14 protein-coding genes are annotated in these 17,772 nt (G+C 46.7%); 3 read left to right on the forward strand and 11 right to left on the reverse strand.

Features of this window, described 5'->3' with window-relative positions; genetic code table 11:
• The first annotated feature begins 1 nt into the window (after position 1).
• The gene (locus KO531_RS14345; RefSeq protein WP_219234295.1) at positions 2–289 is read left to right on the forward strand and encodes a hypothetical protein; all 288 of its coding nucleotides are present in this window, start codon (positions 2–4) and stop codon (positions 287–289) included.
• Between the two features lie 267 nt (positions 290–556).
• Positions 557–2,035, forward strand: coding sequence for an alanine/glycine:cation symporter family protein (locus tag KO531_RS14350; protein ID WP_105252099.1), 1,479 nt, complete (start codon positions 557–559; stop codon positions 2,033–2,035).
• Positions 2,036–2,162: 127 nt separating this feature from the next.
• On the opposite strand, the gene purF is transcribed toward KO531_RS14350, so the two are convergent.
• The 9 genes from purF to fabB all read right to left on the reverse strand — a co-directional run bounded on the left by purF (position 2,163) and on the right by fabB (position 14,460).
• Positions 2,163–3,677 (reverse strand): amidophosphoribosyltransferase, encoded by a 1,515-nt coding sequence (gene purF / locus KO531_RS14355; protein WP_028761029.1) that lies wholly within the window; start codon positions 3,675–3,677, stop codon positions 2,163–2,165.
• A 57-nt stretch (positions 3,678–3,734) separates the two neighbouring features.
• Positions 3,735–4,223 carry a CvpA family protein gene (locus KO531_RS14360; protein ID WP_028761030.1) on the reverse strand — a complete coding sequence of 163 codons (489 nt, stop codon included), beginning with the start codon at positions 4,221–4,223 and terminating at the stop codon, positions 3,735–3,737.
• Positions 4,224–4,338: 115 nt separating this feature from the next.
• Entirely contained in the window at positions 4,339–5,112 is a 774-nt protein-coding gene (locus KO531_RS14365; protein ID WP_219251514.1) for an SPOR domain-containing protein, read from the reverse strand.
• Complete coding sequence (gene folC, locus KO531_RS14370) at positions 5,105–6,376, reverse strand: bifunctional tetrahydrofolate synthase/dihydrofolate synthase (protein ID WP_219251515.1); 1,272 nt, start codon at positions 6,374–6,376, stop codon at positions 5,105–5,107. Before folC ends, KO531_RS14365 begins: the two co-directional genes overlap by 8 nt.
• Before the next feature lie 44 nt (positions 6,377–6,420).
• Positions 6,421–7,206, reverse strand: a complete 786-nt coding sequence (truA, locus tag KO531_RS14375) for a tRNA pseudouridine(38-40) synthase TruA (RefSeq protein ID WP_028761033.1) — start codon at positions 7,204–7,206, stop codon at positions 6,421–6,423.
• 102 nt (positions 7,207–7,308) lie between these two features.
• On the reverse strand, positions 7,309–10,761 hold the full coding sequence (locus KO531_RS14380; RefSeq protein WP_219251516.1) for a FimV/HubP family polar landmark protein: 3,453 nt from the start codon (positions 10,759–10,761) through the stop codon (positions 7,309–7,311).
• Between the two features lie 177 nt (positions 10,762–10,938).
• Positions 10,939–11,955 carry an aspartate-semialdehyde dehydrogenase gene (locus tag KO531_RS14385; protein ID WP_131523510.1) on the reverse strand — a complete coding sequence of 339 codons (1,017 nt, stop codon included), beginning with the start codon at positions 11,953–11,955 and terminating at the stop codon, positions 10,939–10,941.
• Positions 11,956–11,957: 2 nt separating this feature from the next.
• Positions 11,958–13,088, reverse strand: a complete 1,131-nt coding sequence (locus KO531_RS14390) for a 4-phosphoerythronate dehydrogenase (protein ID WP_219251517.1) — start codon at positions 13,086–13,088, stop codon at positions 11,958–11,960.
• A 160-nt stretch (positions 13,089–13,248) separates the two neighbouring features.
• Positions 13,249–14,460 (reverse strand): beta-ketoacyl-ACP synthase I, encoded by a 1,212-nt coding sequence (gene fabB / locus KO531_RS14395; RefSeq protein ID WP_168824238.1) that lies wholly within the window; start codon positions 14,458–14,460, stop codon positions 13,249–13,251.
• Positions 14,461–14,598: 138 nt separating this feature from the next.
• On the opposite strand from fabB, the gene mnmC reads away from it, so the two are divergent.
• The gene (gene mnmC / locus KO531_RS14400) at positions 14,599–16,641 is read left to right on the forward strand and encodes an FAD-dependent 5-carboxymethylaminomethyl-2-thiouridine(34) oxidoreductase MnmC (protein WP_219251518.1); all 2,043 of its coding nucleotides are present in this window, start codon (positions 14,599–14,601) and stop codon (positions 16,639–16,641) included.
• Between the two features lie 96 nt (positions 16,642–16,737).
• Here the strand turns inward: mnmC and KO531_RS14405 are convergent, their stop codons facing one another.
• Together KO531_RS14405 and KO531_RS14410 are read right to left on the reverse strand one after the other, a co-directional pair.
• Positions 16,738–17,496 carry an RNA methyltransferase gene (locus KO531_RS14405; RefSeq protein ID WP_219251519.1) on the reverse strand — a complete coding sequence of 253 codons (759 nt, stop codon included), beginning with the start codon at positions 17,494–17,496 and terminating at the stop codon, positions 16,738–16,740.
• Positions 17,486–17,770 (reverse strand): YfcL family protein, encoded by a 285-nt coding sequence (locus KO531_RS14410; RefSeq protein ID WP_006085468.1) that lies wholly within the window; start codon positions 17,768–17,770, stop codon positions 17,486–17,488. The genes KO531_RS14405 and KO531_RS14410 overlap by 11 nt, the downstream gene beginning before the upstream one ends.
• Positions 17,771–17,772 lie beyond the last annotated feature (2 nt).

The raw sequence follows: 17,772 nt of genomic DNA on the forward strand, positions 1-17,772 counted from the left end.
TATGAAACAGTTTGCAATAAATGCGCGACAGGCTATGACAATAACTCCAGCATTAATATTAAGATTCAATCAGTTATTGATATTCCATAGCTTAATGTTACTCGCAATAAGCATGCTCACCAGTACCTGGCTGGGACAAATGAAAATCATCGATATGCCGTTAGCATGGGGATTCATTCTCGTCATTCCTATTGCTGTGAGTTTATCTCTATTACTCAGCCATCAAATCACGCGCCATAGCTTAAGCAGCTTATTCGGCGTGTGGATGCTACTTTGGGTAATGGGATAACTGACATTCATAATAAATCACTAACGTATTTCGAGTTAACTCGCCCCTCCGCTTTATTTATCCATGCTAAAACTCAATTTCAAAACACATTGGTTTCAAATATTTAACACTTTAACTATGAAGCTCCCTAAAAAATAGTTATGTTGAGTATCTCGGATATTTACAAAAAATGTCTTAATCAAAAGTGAATGTCCTAACTCAACATCTGTTGAATAACCGTAAACCTAAAAACTCTGCTAAAACAACACAATAAAGGAATCGGAGTCTATGAATGAGATTGTCAACGCGATCAATAGTGTAATTTGGAGCCCTGCACTTATTTTTCTTTGCCTAGGTGTCGGGCTCTATTTCTCCCTTCGCACTCGATTTTTACAGCTGCGCCATCTGCCAGAAATGATCCGCCTGATGTTTGATGGTAAGAGCACTGATGCGGGAGTGTCGTCTTTTCAAGCACTCGCGATGACATTAGCGGGTCGAGTCGGTACAGGTAACATTGCAGGGGTTGCCACAGCAATCACCTTTGGTGGTCCTGGCGCTTTATTTTGGATGTGGATGGTTGCCTTTCTCGGTGCCAGCTCCGCCTTCGTTGAATCGACCTTAGGTCAAGTCTATAAAGAAAAAATCAATGGCGAGTATCGTGGTGGGCCTGCTTTTTATATTGAAAAAGGCTTAGGCATGAAATGGTATGCATGGGTATTTGCAATAGCGACCATATTTGCCTGCGGGATCCTGCTGCCAGGCGTACAAGCTAACTCGATTGGTTCAAGTTTAAAAACCGCTTTCAACATAGATCCTAATGTGACTGCAGCCATACTGGCTATGCTTCTTGGTTTTATCATTTTTGGCGGTGTAAAACGTATCGCTCACTTTGCCAGCGCCGTCGTCCCCTTTATGGCACTGGGTTACATCATAGTGGCTTGTGTCATCATAGCGCTAAATATTGGCCAGCTACCGGGTATTTTATGGTTAATTATCAAAAGTGCCTTTGGCTTTGATGCGGGTTTTGGTGCCATTTTAGGCTTAGCCATCATGTGGGGGGTAAAGCGGGGGATTTACTCCAACGAAGCGGGTCAAGGTACAGCGCCACACGCCTCATCTGCAGCGGCGGTAAGCCATCCAGCCAAACAAGGGTTAGTTCAAGCTTTTTCTGTGTATATCGACACCTTATTCGTTTGCTCTGCAACTGGTTTCATGCTGCTTATTACAGGACTGTATAATGTTCAGGGCCCAGACGGTGCGGCGCTCTATACAGGCATTGCCGGAGTCGCTGCAGGACCAGGCTACGTACAAACGGCAATGGAAAGTATGATGCCAGGATTTGGCAATATCTTTGTGGCTATCGCACTGTTCTTCTTCGCCTTTACGACCATAGTGGCTTATTACTACATTGCCGAGACCAACATTGCCTATATTAACCGTAAAGTAAATCACCCTTGGTTCATGGTCGTTCTCAAAGTCGTGATCATTGGCTCAACCGTATACGGCACAGTTAAAACGGCTGATATGGCTTGGGGAATGGGTGACATTGGTGTCGGACTTATGGCATGGCTCAATATTATTGCCATTATTCTATTAAGGAAAACCGCATTCACTTGCCTTAAAGATTATGAATCACAGCAAGCACTCGGCATAGAGCCACTTTTCGACCCGGTAAAACTGGGGATTAAAAATGCGGATTACTGGGTTGAACGCAAACACGCTGAAGAAAATGTAATGACTGAAACAGCGCAACGCATAAATACGTAGACGTTACCACGATGATCCGTTAAGCAAATATAAGCCATTAAAAAGCCAGTGATTTCTCACTGGCTTTTTTTGTATCGTTTAGAACAAAAAGGAAACAAACTTTACGATACTGAATGACCCACAATCCTTATGGGTGACAGACGTTATGCAGCTCTAAGTTAGTGCCGATATCTTTATTTCGATCGGCTTTGGCATCGTCATTACGCAGTTGCGTCAAGTGATCTAAATACGCTTGGTCAACGTCGTTCGTGATGTAGTGACCATCAAATACGGACGTTTCGAAACGTTTAATCGCAGGATTCTCCATTCTTACCGCTTCAATTAAATCGGGCAAGTCTTGGAAAATAATGCCATCAGCACCAATTAACTTGGCGATTTCATCGGCATCACGACCGTGTGCAATAAGCTCATTCGACGTTGGCATATCAATACCGTACACGTTCGGGAAACGAATTTCCGGTGCGGCAGAGGCAAAGTACACTTTCTTAGCACCTGCTTCACGGGCCATTTCGATGATTTGCTCTGAGGTCGTACCGCGAACGATAGAGTCGTCCACCAACAGGACATTTTTGCCTTTGAACTCAGTGTTAATGGCATTCAACTTACGACGCACTGACTTCTTACGCTCCTGTTGACCAGGCATGATGAAGGTACGGCCAATATAACGGTTTTTCACAAAACCTTGGCGGTACGGTAAATCCATGCAACGGGCAATTTCCAGCGCGATATCGCAAGAGGTTTCAGGAATAGGAATAACCACGTCGATATCGTGATCGTACCATTCTTTCTTAATCTTCTCGCCAAGCTTAGCGCCCATGTTGACGCGACTTGCATATACAGACACTTTGTCGATCGTCGAATCTGGACGGGCAAAATAGACGAATTCGAAGATACAAGGTGCATAGCTAGGCTCGGCTGCACATTGACGGGTATACAGCTGGCCGTCAATTGAAACATAAATCGCTTCACCCGGTGCTACATCACGCATCACTTCAAAGCCAACTGCATCGAGTGCCACACTTTCAGAAGCCACCATGTACTCAGTGCCAGTGGCAGTTTCGTGCTTACCTAATACCAAAGGACGAATACCAAATGGGTCACGGAACGCAACTAAGCCTTGACCAATAATCATGGCAACAACCGCATAGGCGCCACGAGCTTGTTGGTGTACGTTAGCGACCGCATCGAACACTTCTTCCGACGTCAGGGTTAAACTCGTGGTTTTTTGCAGTTCGTCGGCCAACAGATTGAGCAACACTTCAGAATCCGAAGTGGTGTTCACATGACGACGTTTTTTGATCAGCCCTTCGGCTAATTCGACTGTGTTGGTTAAGTTACCGTTATGGGCTAATGAGATCCCAAATGGCGAGTTAACATAGAAAGGCTGCGCTTCAGATGCGCTTGAACTGCCCGCAGTTGGATAACGCACATGGCCAATACCAGCATTACCTTGTAGGCGTTGCATATGTTTGACTTCAAAAACGTCTTTAACCAAACCATTGGCTTTACGTAGTCTGAAAGCACCACGATCAATGGTCACAATACCTGCCGCATCCTGACCTCTGTGCTGCAACACTGTCAGTGCATCATAAATGGTCTGATTAACCGATGATTGGCCAACTATTCCGACGATACCACACATGGGTAAGCTTCCTCATTGTAAGATGTTCTATCACTTAGGATTATTTTATTTTCTTTCTTATAGTTTGGGTACAAAGCTGGAGGTATTTTCCAAATAGTCAAAAAACCATTGAATAACAACGCCAAATTCGGGCACTAGCACAGAATCTTTCCACCATTGGGAGTTGGGAGAGCCTGTAAAAGCATCCATGAAAAACAACAAGGCGCTCACAATAAGCGCGCCTCGAATAGCACCGAAGCACAAGCCCAAAAGCCTGTCAGTGCCAGATAATCCGGTTTTGACAACAAGTTGTCCGAGAATATAGTTAACTAAGGCACCGAGTACCAAAGTGGTAATAAAGAGGATGGCAATAGAAACACCATTACGCAGCATCTCATCGTTCATTTGTGTTAAGTGAACGGCAAGATCTTGGTAAAATTGGCTGGCAACAAAGAAAGCCGCAAACCATACCACTAAGGACATGGCTTCTTTGGCAAATCCACGGATCAGACTGATGAGAGTCGATAATCCGATGACGAATATGATAGCGTAATCAATCCAAACCATTGAGATGGCTTTCCGACATGGGCTTTAAGACGGCGCGATTCTACCAGAGACTGAAACGATTCTCACCCCTAGTGAGGTAAATAAATCATTTTCAGTCTCGTGTGTTGTATCACCATTAAGATTCTAAGGGATTAAAAGGAACAATCCAGCCCTTGAGACGTGTGAGGTTTTCCACCTCAACTTGTACTTTCTTCAGCTTTGCCTCAGACACATCGGGTCCGACAAACACTTTAGTTAATACGCCATCTTTAGGGTTTTCAGGAATAGTGTATGCTTTAAAACCACTCTTACGCAGCTGTGCAACCAAGGCTTTAACATTCGTTGCGTTGTTAAAACTGCCAAGCTGCAAGGTAAAGCCACTTTTCAAGCTGTCACGGCTGACCACTTTAACGGCATCCTCTTTGGCTGCACTGGCTTTGGGCGTTTCTGCTTTAGGCTTTTCAGCCTTAGCCACATTGGTCGCTTTAGCGTCCGCCTTTTTAGCCGGTTCAGTTTTTACAGTGGCTTTAGGCGGCTCTTTTTTAGCTTCAGGTTTCGTTTCAGGCTTAGGCTCTGCTTTTTTAACATCAGGCTTAACATCTTTCTTAACATCTTGCTTTGCGACTTCGATTACTGGCGCGGCGACAGACTTTTCATTGTCAGCATTAACTGGCATTTCGGCTAAGGCGACCTCAGTCCCATTCAGCGCGGCAGCATCCTCGGCCGACAAGACTTCAAACATATTATCGTCGGCTTTTTGCTGCTCAATCACGGTCGGGCGCAAAGGAATTTCGGAAAACTGCTCTTCTTGGCGATCTTTTTTGCCATCCAAAATATCCGGCAAAAAAATTACCCCAAGCGCAACCAGCACCACAGTGCCGACTAAACGATTATGAAACTGGCTAGACAAAACTGACTTCCTGCATAAATTGAGACTTAAAACCTGCCACAGTGTAAAAGGAGCCAAACACAATTACCACATCATCTGGGTTAATTTGCGCTTTTAATGCAGACCAAGCCTTAGATATGTCCTCAAACTCAAATGCAGCAGCCTCAGTGGCTAATGTTTTGCGTAGCATGGCCGAACTCGCGCCACGCTCACCGTGCAGACTGACCAAATACCAAGTGTCGATCAGTGGGTTGATCACAGGCAACACACCTGCGATATCTTTATCCTTCAACATGCCGCAAAGGGCGAACACGCGCTTACCCACAACGATTGGCGCTAATTGTTGTACCAAAAACCGCGCCGCATGGGGATTATGGGCAACATCGAGTAACACCAACGGCTTCTCACTCACCCGCTCTAATCGACCCGTTAACCGAGCCGTGCTAATACCCTCAGCAATAATTGAAGGTGTGATATCCGGCCAGCCCTGTTCAATCACTGCCAATACAGTCGCCGCATTAGGTAATGGCAAAGTTGGTAACGCTAAATCGTGCAGTTTGAGCACTTGGCCTTGAAAATCCCACAGATTGCCATGGGCTTGATAACTGAATTCATTACCGACGCGATACAAGATGGCGCCAACCTCATTGGCGACATCATTGACAGTGTGTGGCAAGTTGGGTTCACCGACAATGGCAGGTTTACCACGGCGGAAAATGCCCGCCTTTTCACGGCCCACAAGCTCACGGGTATTACCGAGATAACTTTCATGGTCTAAATCGACCGACGTCAGTACGCTAATGTCGGCATCGATAATATTGGTGGCATCTAACCGTCCACCTAAACCGACTTCTAAGATAACCACATCAAGCTGAGCGGCTTTAAAGAGTATCAAGCCTGCAAGCGTAGCGTACTCAAAAAAGGTCAGAGAAATATCGCCGCGCGCGGCTTCAATTTGCTCAAATGCCCTAACAAAATCGCTATCACTGACATCGCTACCATTGATACGCACTCGCTCGTTGTACTTCAGCATGTGTGGCGAACTGTATACGCCCACAGTCAAACCCGATAAGCGCAGAATATTTTCGAGCATGGCGCAGGTGGTGCCTTTGCCGTTCGTCCCCGCCACTGTCACTATCTTGGTTTGACCTAAATCCAAAAGACCAAGGGTTTGCGCGACCTTAGAGACACGGATTAACCCCATATCGATTTCGGTTGGATGTATAGATAGCAAATAATCCAACCACGGTTCCAATCCTGCATTTGACGCTGGTACTGTAAGCATGTCCGTATATCCTCGTATTCGATTATCTCTCAAATAAGATCTTTTCAATCCAACATGAATAATGGCCCAAGGGCGAGCTTAGGTAATTGATATTGTTCTGGATAAGTCACATCAACTAAATAGAGTCCATGGGGTTTAGCCGTTGCTGCGGCTTGGTTTCTGTCTTTTAACGCGAGCAAATCGCCCATCCAAGTCAGTGGCTGATTACCTAGACCGATTTCTAACAATGAACCGACAATATTGCGCACCATGTGATGCAAGAAAGCATTCGCGGCGATATCAACAATCACATACATACCTTGGCGCGTGACATTAACGCAATGCACATTACGAAACGGTGTTTTCGACTGACACTGAACAGCGCGAAAGCTAGTAAAATCCTGCTCACCCAAGAGTGCCTGTGCCGCTTGGTGCATTTTGTCAGCATCGATATTGCCGTGATAATGGCTTACACCATGGCGTAAAATCCCAGGGCGAAAAGTGTGATTATAAATCACATAGCGGTAGCGTCTGGCGGTGGCCGAAAAGCGCGCATGGAAACTGTCGTCGACTTCTTTGACCCAACGAACGGCAATATTGTCGGGCAAATTAGCATTAACCCCTAAGGTCCATGCGCCTTCATTACGAATGGCATTGGTTTCAAAATGAACCACTTGGCCTGTGGCATGCACACCCGCATCGGTACGGCCAGCGCAGAAGACGCCGATAGGCTCATTGGCCACTATCGATAACGCCCGCTCTAATTGCCCTTGTACTGAATCGACTTCGGCCTGACGTTGCCAGCCAAAATAACCATTACCGTCATATTCAATACCTAATGCAATCCGCATCCACTTATCCTCACAATTGATTTAGCGGCGCATTTTATCACAGCAGCCCATAAAAAAAACGGCGCTGAAGGCGCCGTTAGATTGAAACACTCTCAACCGGGATTAACTAATCTCTTTGAGCAAACGTCCAGCTTCATCTTGCTGGCGCTCGTTACCGTCAATTTGCACTTCTTTGAGCAGGGCTTTCGCACTGTCGCTGTCGTCAATTTCGATATAAGCACGCGCTAAATCCAGCTTAGCGTTGACTGAGTTTTCTTCATCATCAACATCGATCATCGCGGCATCACCGATTAAGGCACCGACATCACTCATCTCAACGTCAACTTCCGAATACAAATCGGTATCTGCGCCCTCTTCATCGGCATCATTCAGCAACTTGTCGATGTCGATAAAACCGTTTTCATTTTGAAAACTGGTTAAATCATGGTCAGGAACAAACTTTTTCTGCGCTTTTCGTGACTCCTGGGCATCGAGTGCAGCCAAGGCTTCATCGACGGTAAGATTATGATCATCGACCAGAGAGAAACTGTCTTCCGACGTCAACACATCTTCATCGTCATAATCTGTATTGGCTGTAAAAGCGGCGAGCACATTATCGTCACTTAAGTCTAGCCCTTGCTCAAGGTCCAAATCATCCGCGTCTTCTTTGATATCAAGTTTAAAATCTTCACTAAAATCAATATCGTTACGCGTAGCCTTAATGGGCTTCTCTTGAGAAGCATAATCGAGCGCTGTGGCATCTTTGTTAGGCTCAACATCATTAGCCGTTACATCTGCTTGCGTTGCAGCAGGCTTAGCCTTAGGCGCAAAATCTAGCTCTGAGTCCCAATCGAGCACATGGGGATCTTTGCTCTTATTGGCTTTTAAATCATTAAAGAAAGAAGATTCTTTTTCTTTAACACTGGCCGCGGCTGCAGCAGCAGCCAAAGTGACTGCGGCCGTCGCTAATACATCAGTGTCGTTATCGTCACTCAGTTCCTCGACTAATGTAAAAGTATCATCGGTGCCGTCGATAGAGTGAGCCGCACCTATGCCTTTAAGTAAATTATCTTCGTCAACTGAATTGTCTTCTGAATCGAGCTGCGCCGTTTCCATATCAAAGTCGAATTCATCTTCATCGGCATCCAATTGCTCCGGCACATCAAACTCAGCTAAGAGTGCATCTAAATCATCATCACCTGACGCTTCACCTTTTATGTCTTCCGGTAACGAAGCTTCTAATTCTGCGGCGATTTCTGCACTGATATCATCATCTTCTGCATCGACTTTGAGTTCAGGCTCAGCATTAAAACTCGCCAGTAGTGAATCAATATCATCGGATTCTTCTACGCCTAATTCATTAAGCTCATCGTCTAACTCAGCGGCAATTTCAGCACGAATATCGGGCTCAACTTCAGGTTCAACCGCTGGCGTCGGTTTATCAAAATCCGCTAACAGAGCATCAATATCATCGGTATCTTCCACACCCAGCTCATCAAGCTCAGCATCTAACTCTGCGGCAATTTCAGCGCCGAGGTCGGGTTCAACTTCAAGTTCTGCTGGTTTATCGAAATCGGCTAACAGGGCATCAATGTCGTCGGTATCTTCTACGCCCAGTTCATTAAGCTCAGCGTCTAGCTCTGCGGCAATTTCAGCGCCGAGATCAGGTTCAACTTCAGGTTCTGCTGGTTTATCGAAATCGGCTAACAGGGCATCGATGTCATCGGTGTCTTCTACGCCCAGTTCATTAAGCTCCGCATCTAGTTCAGCAGCAATTTCAGCGCCAAGATCAGGCTCGACTTCAGGTTCAGCGGCTGGCGTTGGTTTATCGAAATCAGCTAATAAGGCATCGATATCATCAACGTCTTCTCCGCTAAGTTCATCATCTAGCTCATCACCGAGTTCAGCCGCGATGGCAGCACTGAGATCTTCATCATCAGACGCAACAACGTCTGGTGCAGGCGCTTGTGCAATCTCAGTATCTTCTGCAGGAACACTAAACTCGGCAAGTAATGCATCAAGATCATCGTCATCCGCGATGGCTTCATCGGCAGGTTTGGTGTCTGCGACTTCAACATCATTCAGCTTAGAAGTAACATTATTACTGTCATCTTCTTGAGCTAAATCGCTCGCAAAGTTACGCTCTAATTCACTTAAATCCTCTTCGGCTTCGGTGCTGTCTTCAGAAGTGCTGTCGTCAGAAGTGCTGTCGTCAGAACCTAGGCCAGCTAATAGTGCATCAAGATCGGCTTCCTCAAGAATATTGCCAGATTTGGGTTTCTCTTCAGAAATATCATCCTCCTGATCGCCCATCGCTTCTGCCCACAGGTCATCAAGAGATTGCCCTTCGTCTTCAACCTCAGGTTCGGCAGAGATCCCCGGATCGACAAACATTTCAGAAGCCATATCCATCTGATCGTGGGAGTCAGTCAAATCTTGCTCAGGTTGTAAATCGACACTGCCCATATCAAGAAGACTATCGATGGAGTCCGCATGGTCAGAATCTAAATGTACCGCCATATCGTCTAAATCGTCATCATCCATATCCATGATGGCGGTACCCGCAATCCCAGCGGCACCGGCGGCCATAACCGCTTCTTGTGTCTGCATTTCACGACGTTCTTTATTGCGTTTACGGCGCAGGAACCAGAATACAGCAAGCAGTAAGAACAAGGCAGGGATCACTGCCGCAGCAATCAATAACACAGGACTGTTAAGGATATTGCGCCACAAGTCATCGGGCTCAATAGGTGCCTCTGCCTCTACTTCAGCTTCAACAGCTGTCGTCTCTGGCACTTGCGCAGCTTCAACCTCAGCTTTCAAGGCTTGGTTTTGTAGTTTACTGGCTTGAAGTGTTTCTTCCAGCACCGCAATCCGTTGATTTAATTCTTCAACTTTAACTTTTAGCGCTTCAACATCTGAAGTGCGCACTGACAGTTGATCTTGCGTGCGGGCTAATTCATCGGTTAATGACAGATTTTTGCTTTCTGCCGCTTCTAACCGCGCCGTCACATCTGAACTCAGCATCTTGGGCTTTTCTGGAACAGGTGTTTCAACAACCGCTTTAGGTGGTGTCACTTTCGTTTCAACAATCACCGCAGGAGCCGTGACTGGCGCTTTTGCTGTCGTCACCTTAGCTGGCGGTTTAGATGCTGCTTTCGCCGGAGCCCGAGATTGTCTATCACTTTGCTCTGCTCTGGCTATCGCCATACGATTGGGGATCGACAGCATGACTTCTTTAGACGGAATGAGCAGGATCATACCGCGTTCTAAACTGTTATAACTGGCAGAGTTAAACGCATGAGGGTTAGCATCGTATAAGGCGGCCATCACCTGATAGACGCTAACACTGGCATCAGGACGGACTTTTTGCGCTATGCTCCAAAAAGTGTCTTTCGATGTCGTTGGACCATATTGATGGTTAACTTGACGGATCTGTCCGTCTGGCCCCATGATTTTTAAGGGTTTTAATCTTGGTGTATCTGCAGCAACGGCGGGATCAATAAAATAAGCGGTAGAAGAAACAGCTAAAACAGTGGCCATTAGACCCACAAGATACGAAGTGCGAAATTTCATCAATCCTTCCCTTTGAAGCGCTATAAAGTTATCTCACTGATAACAGGCTTTAGGCAATTGTATTTATTGAGATTACTATAAACCAGAAATCCCCGCCCTGCTACTGTTCACAATTGTAAAACAAAAAAAGCCTGCTGACAGCAGGCTTTTCAATGGGCATCAAATGCAATCTAATGCTTAGTAATAATCTCTCACTAAGATCTCGGCAATTTGCACACTGTTCAAGGCTGCGCCTTTACGAATATTGTCTGACACGACCCACAAATTAATCCCGTGAGAATGAGAAATATCCTTACGAATGCGACCCACATAAACCGGATCGGTTCCTGCGGCATCTGTCACTGCTGTTGGATAATCATCATCGGATTCAAACAATACCACTCCTTCGGCATTACGCAGTAAAGCTTTAACGTCTTCGGCATCAACAGGCTGACGAGTTTCGATATTAATGGCTTCTGAGTGACCATAAAACACAGGCACACGTACGGCGGTCGCATTCACTAAAATCTCATCGTCACCGAAAATCTTCTGGGTTTCCCAGACCATTTTCATTTCTTCTTTGGTATAGCCGTTATCCATAAATTTATCGATTTGTGGCAATACGTTAAAAGCAATTTGTTTTGGATAGACTTCAGCGTCAGCAGGTAAACCTTGCAGTAATTTAGTGCACTGATGCGCTAATTCTTCAATGGCTTTTTTACCTGTGCCCGATACTGACTGGTACGTTGCCACATTAATGCGGCTGATACCATAGGCATCATAAATTGGCTTAAGTGCCACCAGCATTTGAATGGTTGAGCAATTTGGGTTAGCAATGATATTGCGATTGCGGAAATCAGCGATAGCATGCGGATTCACTTCAGGTACAACCAAAGGAATATCGATGTCGTATCTAAAGTGAGAGGTGTTATCAATCACAACACAGCCTGCTTCAGCGGCAATCGGTGCCCATTTGGCGGAAACATCACCACCTGCAGAGAAGAAACCAATTTGAGCTTGGGTCCAATCGAAGGTTTCTACGTCGAGAATGGTAATTTGTTTGCCATGAAAGCTGACCGTTTCACCGGCGCTGCGGCTACTGGCTAAAGGGTACAAATTGGCAACCGGGAAATTACGCTCTTCGAGGATCTCTATCATAGTTTGACCCACTGCGCCCGATGCACCTAAAACGACAACATTAAATTCCTGTGACATAGCTACTGACCGACTCCTGAAAAACCTAAATTGGACAACCAATCTACCTCAGATTGACCGTCATAAGCCAGCGCCAATGCACTAAATTCGCGTCTATGTTGGTGATTTTTTCTCATAGTGTCGAAGCCATTCTCATTTAAGAATGTATTTCTGAACATCTTGTCATCATCGCGCAAATCATAGACAAAACGCGCTAGCTGTAATAACGCTTTTTCATTCGGCGCAGTCGCAAGTTCGACCGCCTTAATGTTAAAGCTTGGCAAGAGATCCAGCAGACTTTTATCGGCAGTAATATTAAGTAACTGACACAGCTTTTGATAGAGCATAAAAGTGCCGCGCGCCTTACCTTCTAAGCTGTAACCTGCAATATGCGGGGTGGCAAATTCAGCCAGTGGCACCAGTTCAGGCATCGGTGTTGGCTCGCCTTCCCACACATCGAGTACAAGTTTGAGATCATCACGCTGGCGTTTAACTCTGACAAGTGCTTTGTTATCTATCACATCACCGCGGCAGCAATTCACTAACCATGTATTGGGTTTGAGCGCCTTTAAGCGCGCCTCATCGAACAAATGTTTGGTTTTATGCTCGCCCGTGCGCGTGATGGGCACATGCAAACTGATGATATCGGCCTGCGCCATGATGGTTTCTAAGCTCACAAAACTACGCGGATCGCCCTCTGCAGCTTTAATGGGATCGTTAAGCAGTACTTTAATACCATAGGCTTGCAAGCATTTTGCCGTTGCAGTGCCAGTGTTACCCGCGCCCACTATGCCGACGACCTTACCCTTAAGCGGCGAATCAAACCGCTGCGCCAACTCCAGCATAGCGATAAAAGCAAATTCCCCAACCGCAGTCGCATTGCAACCTGGCGCATTAGAGAAGGGAATATTATGCTCGGCAAGGTAGGCTAAATCCACATGATCTGTGCCTATAGTGGCACTGCCGACAAACTTCAGTTGATGATTGTCCGAGAGCAACTCGGCATTCACTTTGGTGACTGAGCGCACTAATAACACATCGGCATCGCGCACTTGCGCTGCGGTTAACGTGCGGCCATTAACAGGAATAATTTCCCCGAGATCGCCAAATAGCGGTTCAACATAGGGCATATTTTCATCGACTAAAATCTTCATGGGCACCTGATCTAAAAAAAGTGGGAATGGAAGGCATCAAGATGCTCGGTATTCTAACAAGACTAATGGGATAAATCCTTGTCGATGCAACAGGTTTACAAAAAACGCCCATAAAAAAGGGAAGCCTAAGCTTCCCTTCTATCGCATTTGATAAACAAACTTATTTGAATTTACGCATCACTAGCGTGGCGTTTGTACCGCCAAAACCAAAGCTGTTACTCATGACTGTAGTCAGCTCAGCATCGCGATATTCACGCACGATAGGCATATCTTTCGCCGCTTCGTCCAGATTTTCGATATTGATGCTTGGGGCAATAAAGCTGTTTTCCATCATGATTAAGCTGTAAATCGCTTCATGTACGCCTGCGGCGCCTAATGCATGACCTGTCATAGACTTAGTCGATGCAATCGGTGGGCACTTGTCTTTGAAAACTTCACGTAGCGCTTCTAATTCACGCACGTCGCCCACTGGCGTTGAAGTGCCGTGAGTATTGATGTAATCGATTGGGGTATCGACATCCATCATCGCCATTTGCATACAACGCACAGCGCCTTCACCCGATGGCGCCACCATGTCATAACCGTCTGAAGACGCGCCATAACCAATCACTTCAGCGTAAATTTTTGCGCCGCGAGCCAGAGCATGCTCTAACTCTTCAACCACTAAAATACCGCCGCCGCCAGAGATAACAAAACCATCACGGTCTGCATCATAGGTACGAGAGGCTTTTTCGGGTGTGGCATTGTACTTAGTTGACAGTGCGCCCATAGCGTCGAAGCCCATGGTCAGTGTCCAATCCACTTCTTCAGCACCACCGGCAAACACCATGTCTTGCTTACCCATTTGGATAAGTTCAACGGCGTGACCAATACAGTGGGCGCTGGTTGCACAAGCTGAACTGATAGAATAGTTCATGCCTTTAATTTTAAATGGCGTGGCTAAACAAGCGCTGGCCGTGCTCGACATGATGCGAGGCACAATATAAGGACCTACGCGTTTAACGCCTTTTTCACGCAATGTATCAGCAGATTGTACTTGGTTAGACGATGATGCGCCGCCTGTACCCACAATCAAACCTACGCGCGGATCTGAATACTGCTCTTCAGTTAAATTGGCATCGGCAACCGCTTCTTGCATAGCAATGTAGGCATAAGCTGCCGCATCACCCATAAAACGCAATGCCTTACGATCGATATGCTCAGCAGGGTTTAACTTGATGTCACCCCATACATGGCTACGTAATTGCATCTCTTCAAACTGAGCTGAATGCGTAATACCACTGCGGCCCGCTTTCAGTGACTCGGTCACTTCTTGCTTGTTATTACCGATACTTGAAACAACACCCATTCCGGTGATCACGACTCTTTTCATTTTATTGCTATCCATTGTGTACATGTCAGTACCTACTTTTCGCTGAGGCAATAGTATCTGTTTTGACTCAATTAAGTGGTCAGCTTTCCATAAAGGCGAGTAAAATAATGCCAATTATGAGACCGAGAGTAAATTTCTTTGACTGCAGAGCCCAATAAACCTTGCCAAATTAAGCGCGATTACCCGCAATTAATCAACCTTTATCCCGCAACAGCTCACACTGATGCACACTATCTCAGCAAATTGCGCATTTATCAGCAGCGGGTATTTGAGGCTCATTCACAGCAAAAACTCTTAGTATTAGGGCAAATGGGTTTAGGCAACGGGCTTGAACTCTTATCTTGGTGGCGCACTCAGACGAACCCTAACCAACGATTACTCCTTAACGTATTCGAACCCAATCCGATTAATGCTTACGAACTTAAATTACTTTGGGATCAATCCGCCTGTTTAACCAAAGTGCCTGAACTTGAGCCACTTGCCCAACGCTTACTTCATACAGAGCCGACGGCTATTATAGGTTGCCAGAGATTAATTTTTGATGACGGTCGTACCACAATCGACCTGCACTTTGGTGATATTCAATCCCAGCTCAGTTCGCTCATCCATTCTCCGCTTCACCCCGTTCAGCACTGGCTGGTATTGCCCCATCTACAAAATGGGTTAAATCAGCAGATCCATTGGCAGATGGCAAAAATCAGTGACGATGGCGCCACTGTTGCAACTATTGGATTAAACGAATCAAGCGGACTAAGCGAAACTCCTGTGAGCCGTTTCCAAGCCTGCGGCTTTGAGGAGAGGGATTTTACCTGCGCTGCAATACAGACAAACCATCAGCCTGATGCCATTTTGTTACACGAGCGCCACGTCTTACGCCAGCAAGATGCTAAAGCCTATGCCTTTAATCCTATGGCTGCAATCTTACTCTCGGACGCGCCCAGCTCGATTGCCATCATAGGCGGCGGGTTAGCCTCGGCGCATTTGGCACTGTCTTTGGCGGAACGCGGCCAAAGCACGCAGATCTTTTGTAAAGATGCCAAGCTTGGCCAAGGCGCCTCGGGCAACCGCCAAGGAGCGATTTATCCGCTGCTGACACCGGAAAATGATGAATTAAGCCGCTTCTTCCAGCAGGCATTTTTATTTAGCCGCCGTAGAGTACAGGCGCTGACATCTGTCCCCGCCCCACATCAAACGCCGATTTCCCATGATTTTTGCGGGGTATTGCAAACTGCCCACGATGAACGCAGCCAATTACGACTCGATAAAATTATTCAAAGCCAGAACTGGCCAAGTGAAATAGCCTATCGAGTCGATGCGAAACTGGCCAATTCTCTTGCGAACATTAATATTGACAAATCAGGCTTTTTCTATCCGCTGGCTGGCTGGGTTTGTCCGTACGAATATGCCGAAGCCGCAATACAAAAAGCGCAGCAGCTTACCGAGGTCAAACTCCATTTGGAGACTGAGATCCTTGAAATTGAGCATCAAAGTGAAGGTTGGTATTTAATCACCGCTAAGCATCGCTTTGGCCCCTTTGCACAAGTTGTGCTCGCCAATGGCGCAGCGCTCACGCAATTTGATGCCAGCAACAAATTACAAATTAGCCCTTTTCGCGGCCAAGTCAGCCATGTGCCCGCTCAGTTTCAATTGAGTCAACTCGCGACTGTGCTGTGCGCCAACGGTTATTTAACCCCGAGTCACCAAGGACTCCACTGTCTTGGCGCGAGTTACGTTAAAGAACCTAAGCATTTAGATTTTTGCCCGCAGGAGCAGCAAGAAAATCTCGCCAAAATGCATGAAAGTTATCCTGACCAAGGCTGGCTTGATGATATCGACATGAGTGGCAACAATGCTCGCGTTGGCGTGCGTATGGTCACGCGGGATCATTTCCCTATGATGGGCTGCGCGCCCGATGTGCCTAAAATCCTTGAGGATTATGAGCAACATCAACTCACTAAAGAAAGTCGCCACTACTGGCAAACCACGCCAGCGCCGGTGCATCAAGGGCTGTATATTCTTGGTGGGTTAGGCTCACGGGGGTTAAGTTCTGGGCCACTGGCCGCCGAATGTCTCGCGGCGCAGCTTTGCGGCGAACCAATACCACTCGATAAAGCGACTCTGTGTAAACTCAACCCCAATCGCATGTGGCTGCGAAAATTGCTCAAGGGCAAAGCGCTCTAGACAATCAATCGCTAGAAAAATAACGTTTTTGAGCGCTATAAAAAAGGGATTAAGCCATGGCTTAATCCCTTTTTAAAAATATTATTTTTAAACCAATTAAGCTGCTGTGATGGCTATCGCGTTATCAATGCTGCTAGGTTCAAGGCTGCTAGACCCGACACTACTGGATTCAACATGTCGAGGTTTTCGCGGCGCTCTGGGCCCTTTCACCCGAGTACGATTGTTGTTATCACGACTCTGACGGATGAGCGCATCGCCGCTTAAGTTCGAAGGTAGACCAGATGCTAGGCTCGATGTCAGGCTTGCAGCCTCACGGTGGGATTTAGCCAATCTGTCGTATAGCAACACATTGACCGAAGCCGCAAGATTCATACACCCGACCGTAGGCACATACACTACGGCATCGGCTTTATCGATAATCTCTTGGCCAATGGTGCCATCTTCAGGACCAAACACATAAAAGGCTTTCGCGGGATGAACAAAATCCGGCAGCGGCGTCGCGCCCACCACCAAATCGACACAGATAAGCTGAGTGTCCGCCGGAACCGCGGCTAACAATGAAGTGACGCCCGTGAGCGGAATGCGCTCGCCAGCATCTTTAGTATCGACATGGTATTGCACAGCACCCGAACGCGCGGCTAACTCGTAGCGCCTGCCAGTGTAAAATACGCCATCGACGCCATAACAACCCGATGCGCGCATAATGCCACCGACGTTAACGGGCGTTTTAGGATTCACTAAGCCGATAAATACCGCGCTGGCATCGATAGCTTGCTCACTGGCTAATTCAGTGTTAGCCACTTCGGTATGAGTCACTTGCTCATCGTCAGTCATAGGCATAACGCTAGGCAACATCAAATTCGCCTACAATCCATGCATGCAGCTGTGCCCATGCCTGTTCAACCAAGGCATAATCGGCATCATTTAATTCTTGGCGCGCGAGCGCTAAACAGTCGGTCATTTTCAACATAAGGGCATCGAGGTCGGTTGCCCCCTGCGCTTCAAGTTGCGATAACACAACGGCGACATGGCCCTGTAAGTAGCCACAGGCAAACAAAGCATCGTCATCACCATGACTAACAACGCTGGCGATCCACTGTTCTAATGCGTCTTCGTAATGCTCTAACATGG

Source organism: Shewanella sp. NKUCC06_TVS, assembly GCF_019345515.1.
In the GTDB taxonomy this organism is placed as follows: Bacteria; Pseudomonadota; Gammaproteobacteria; order Enterobacterales; family Shewanellaceae; genus Shewanella; species Shewanella oncorhynchi.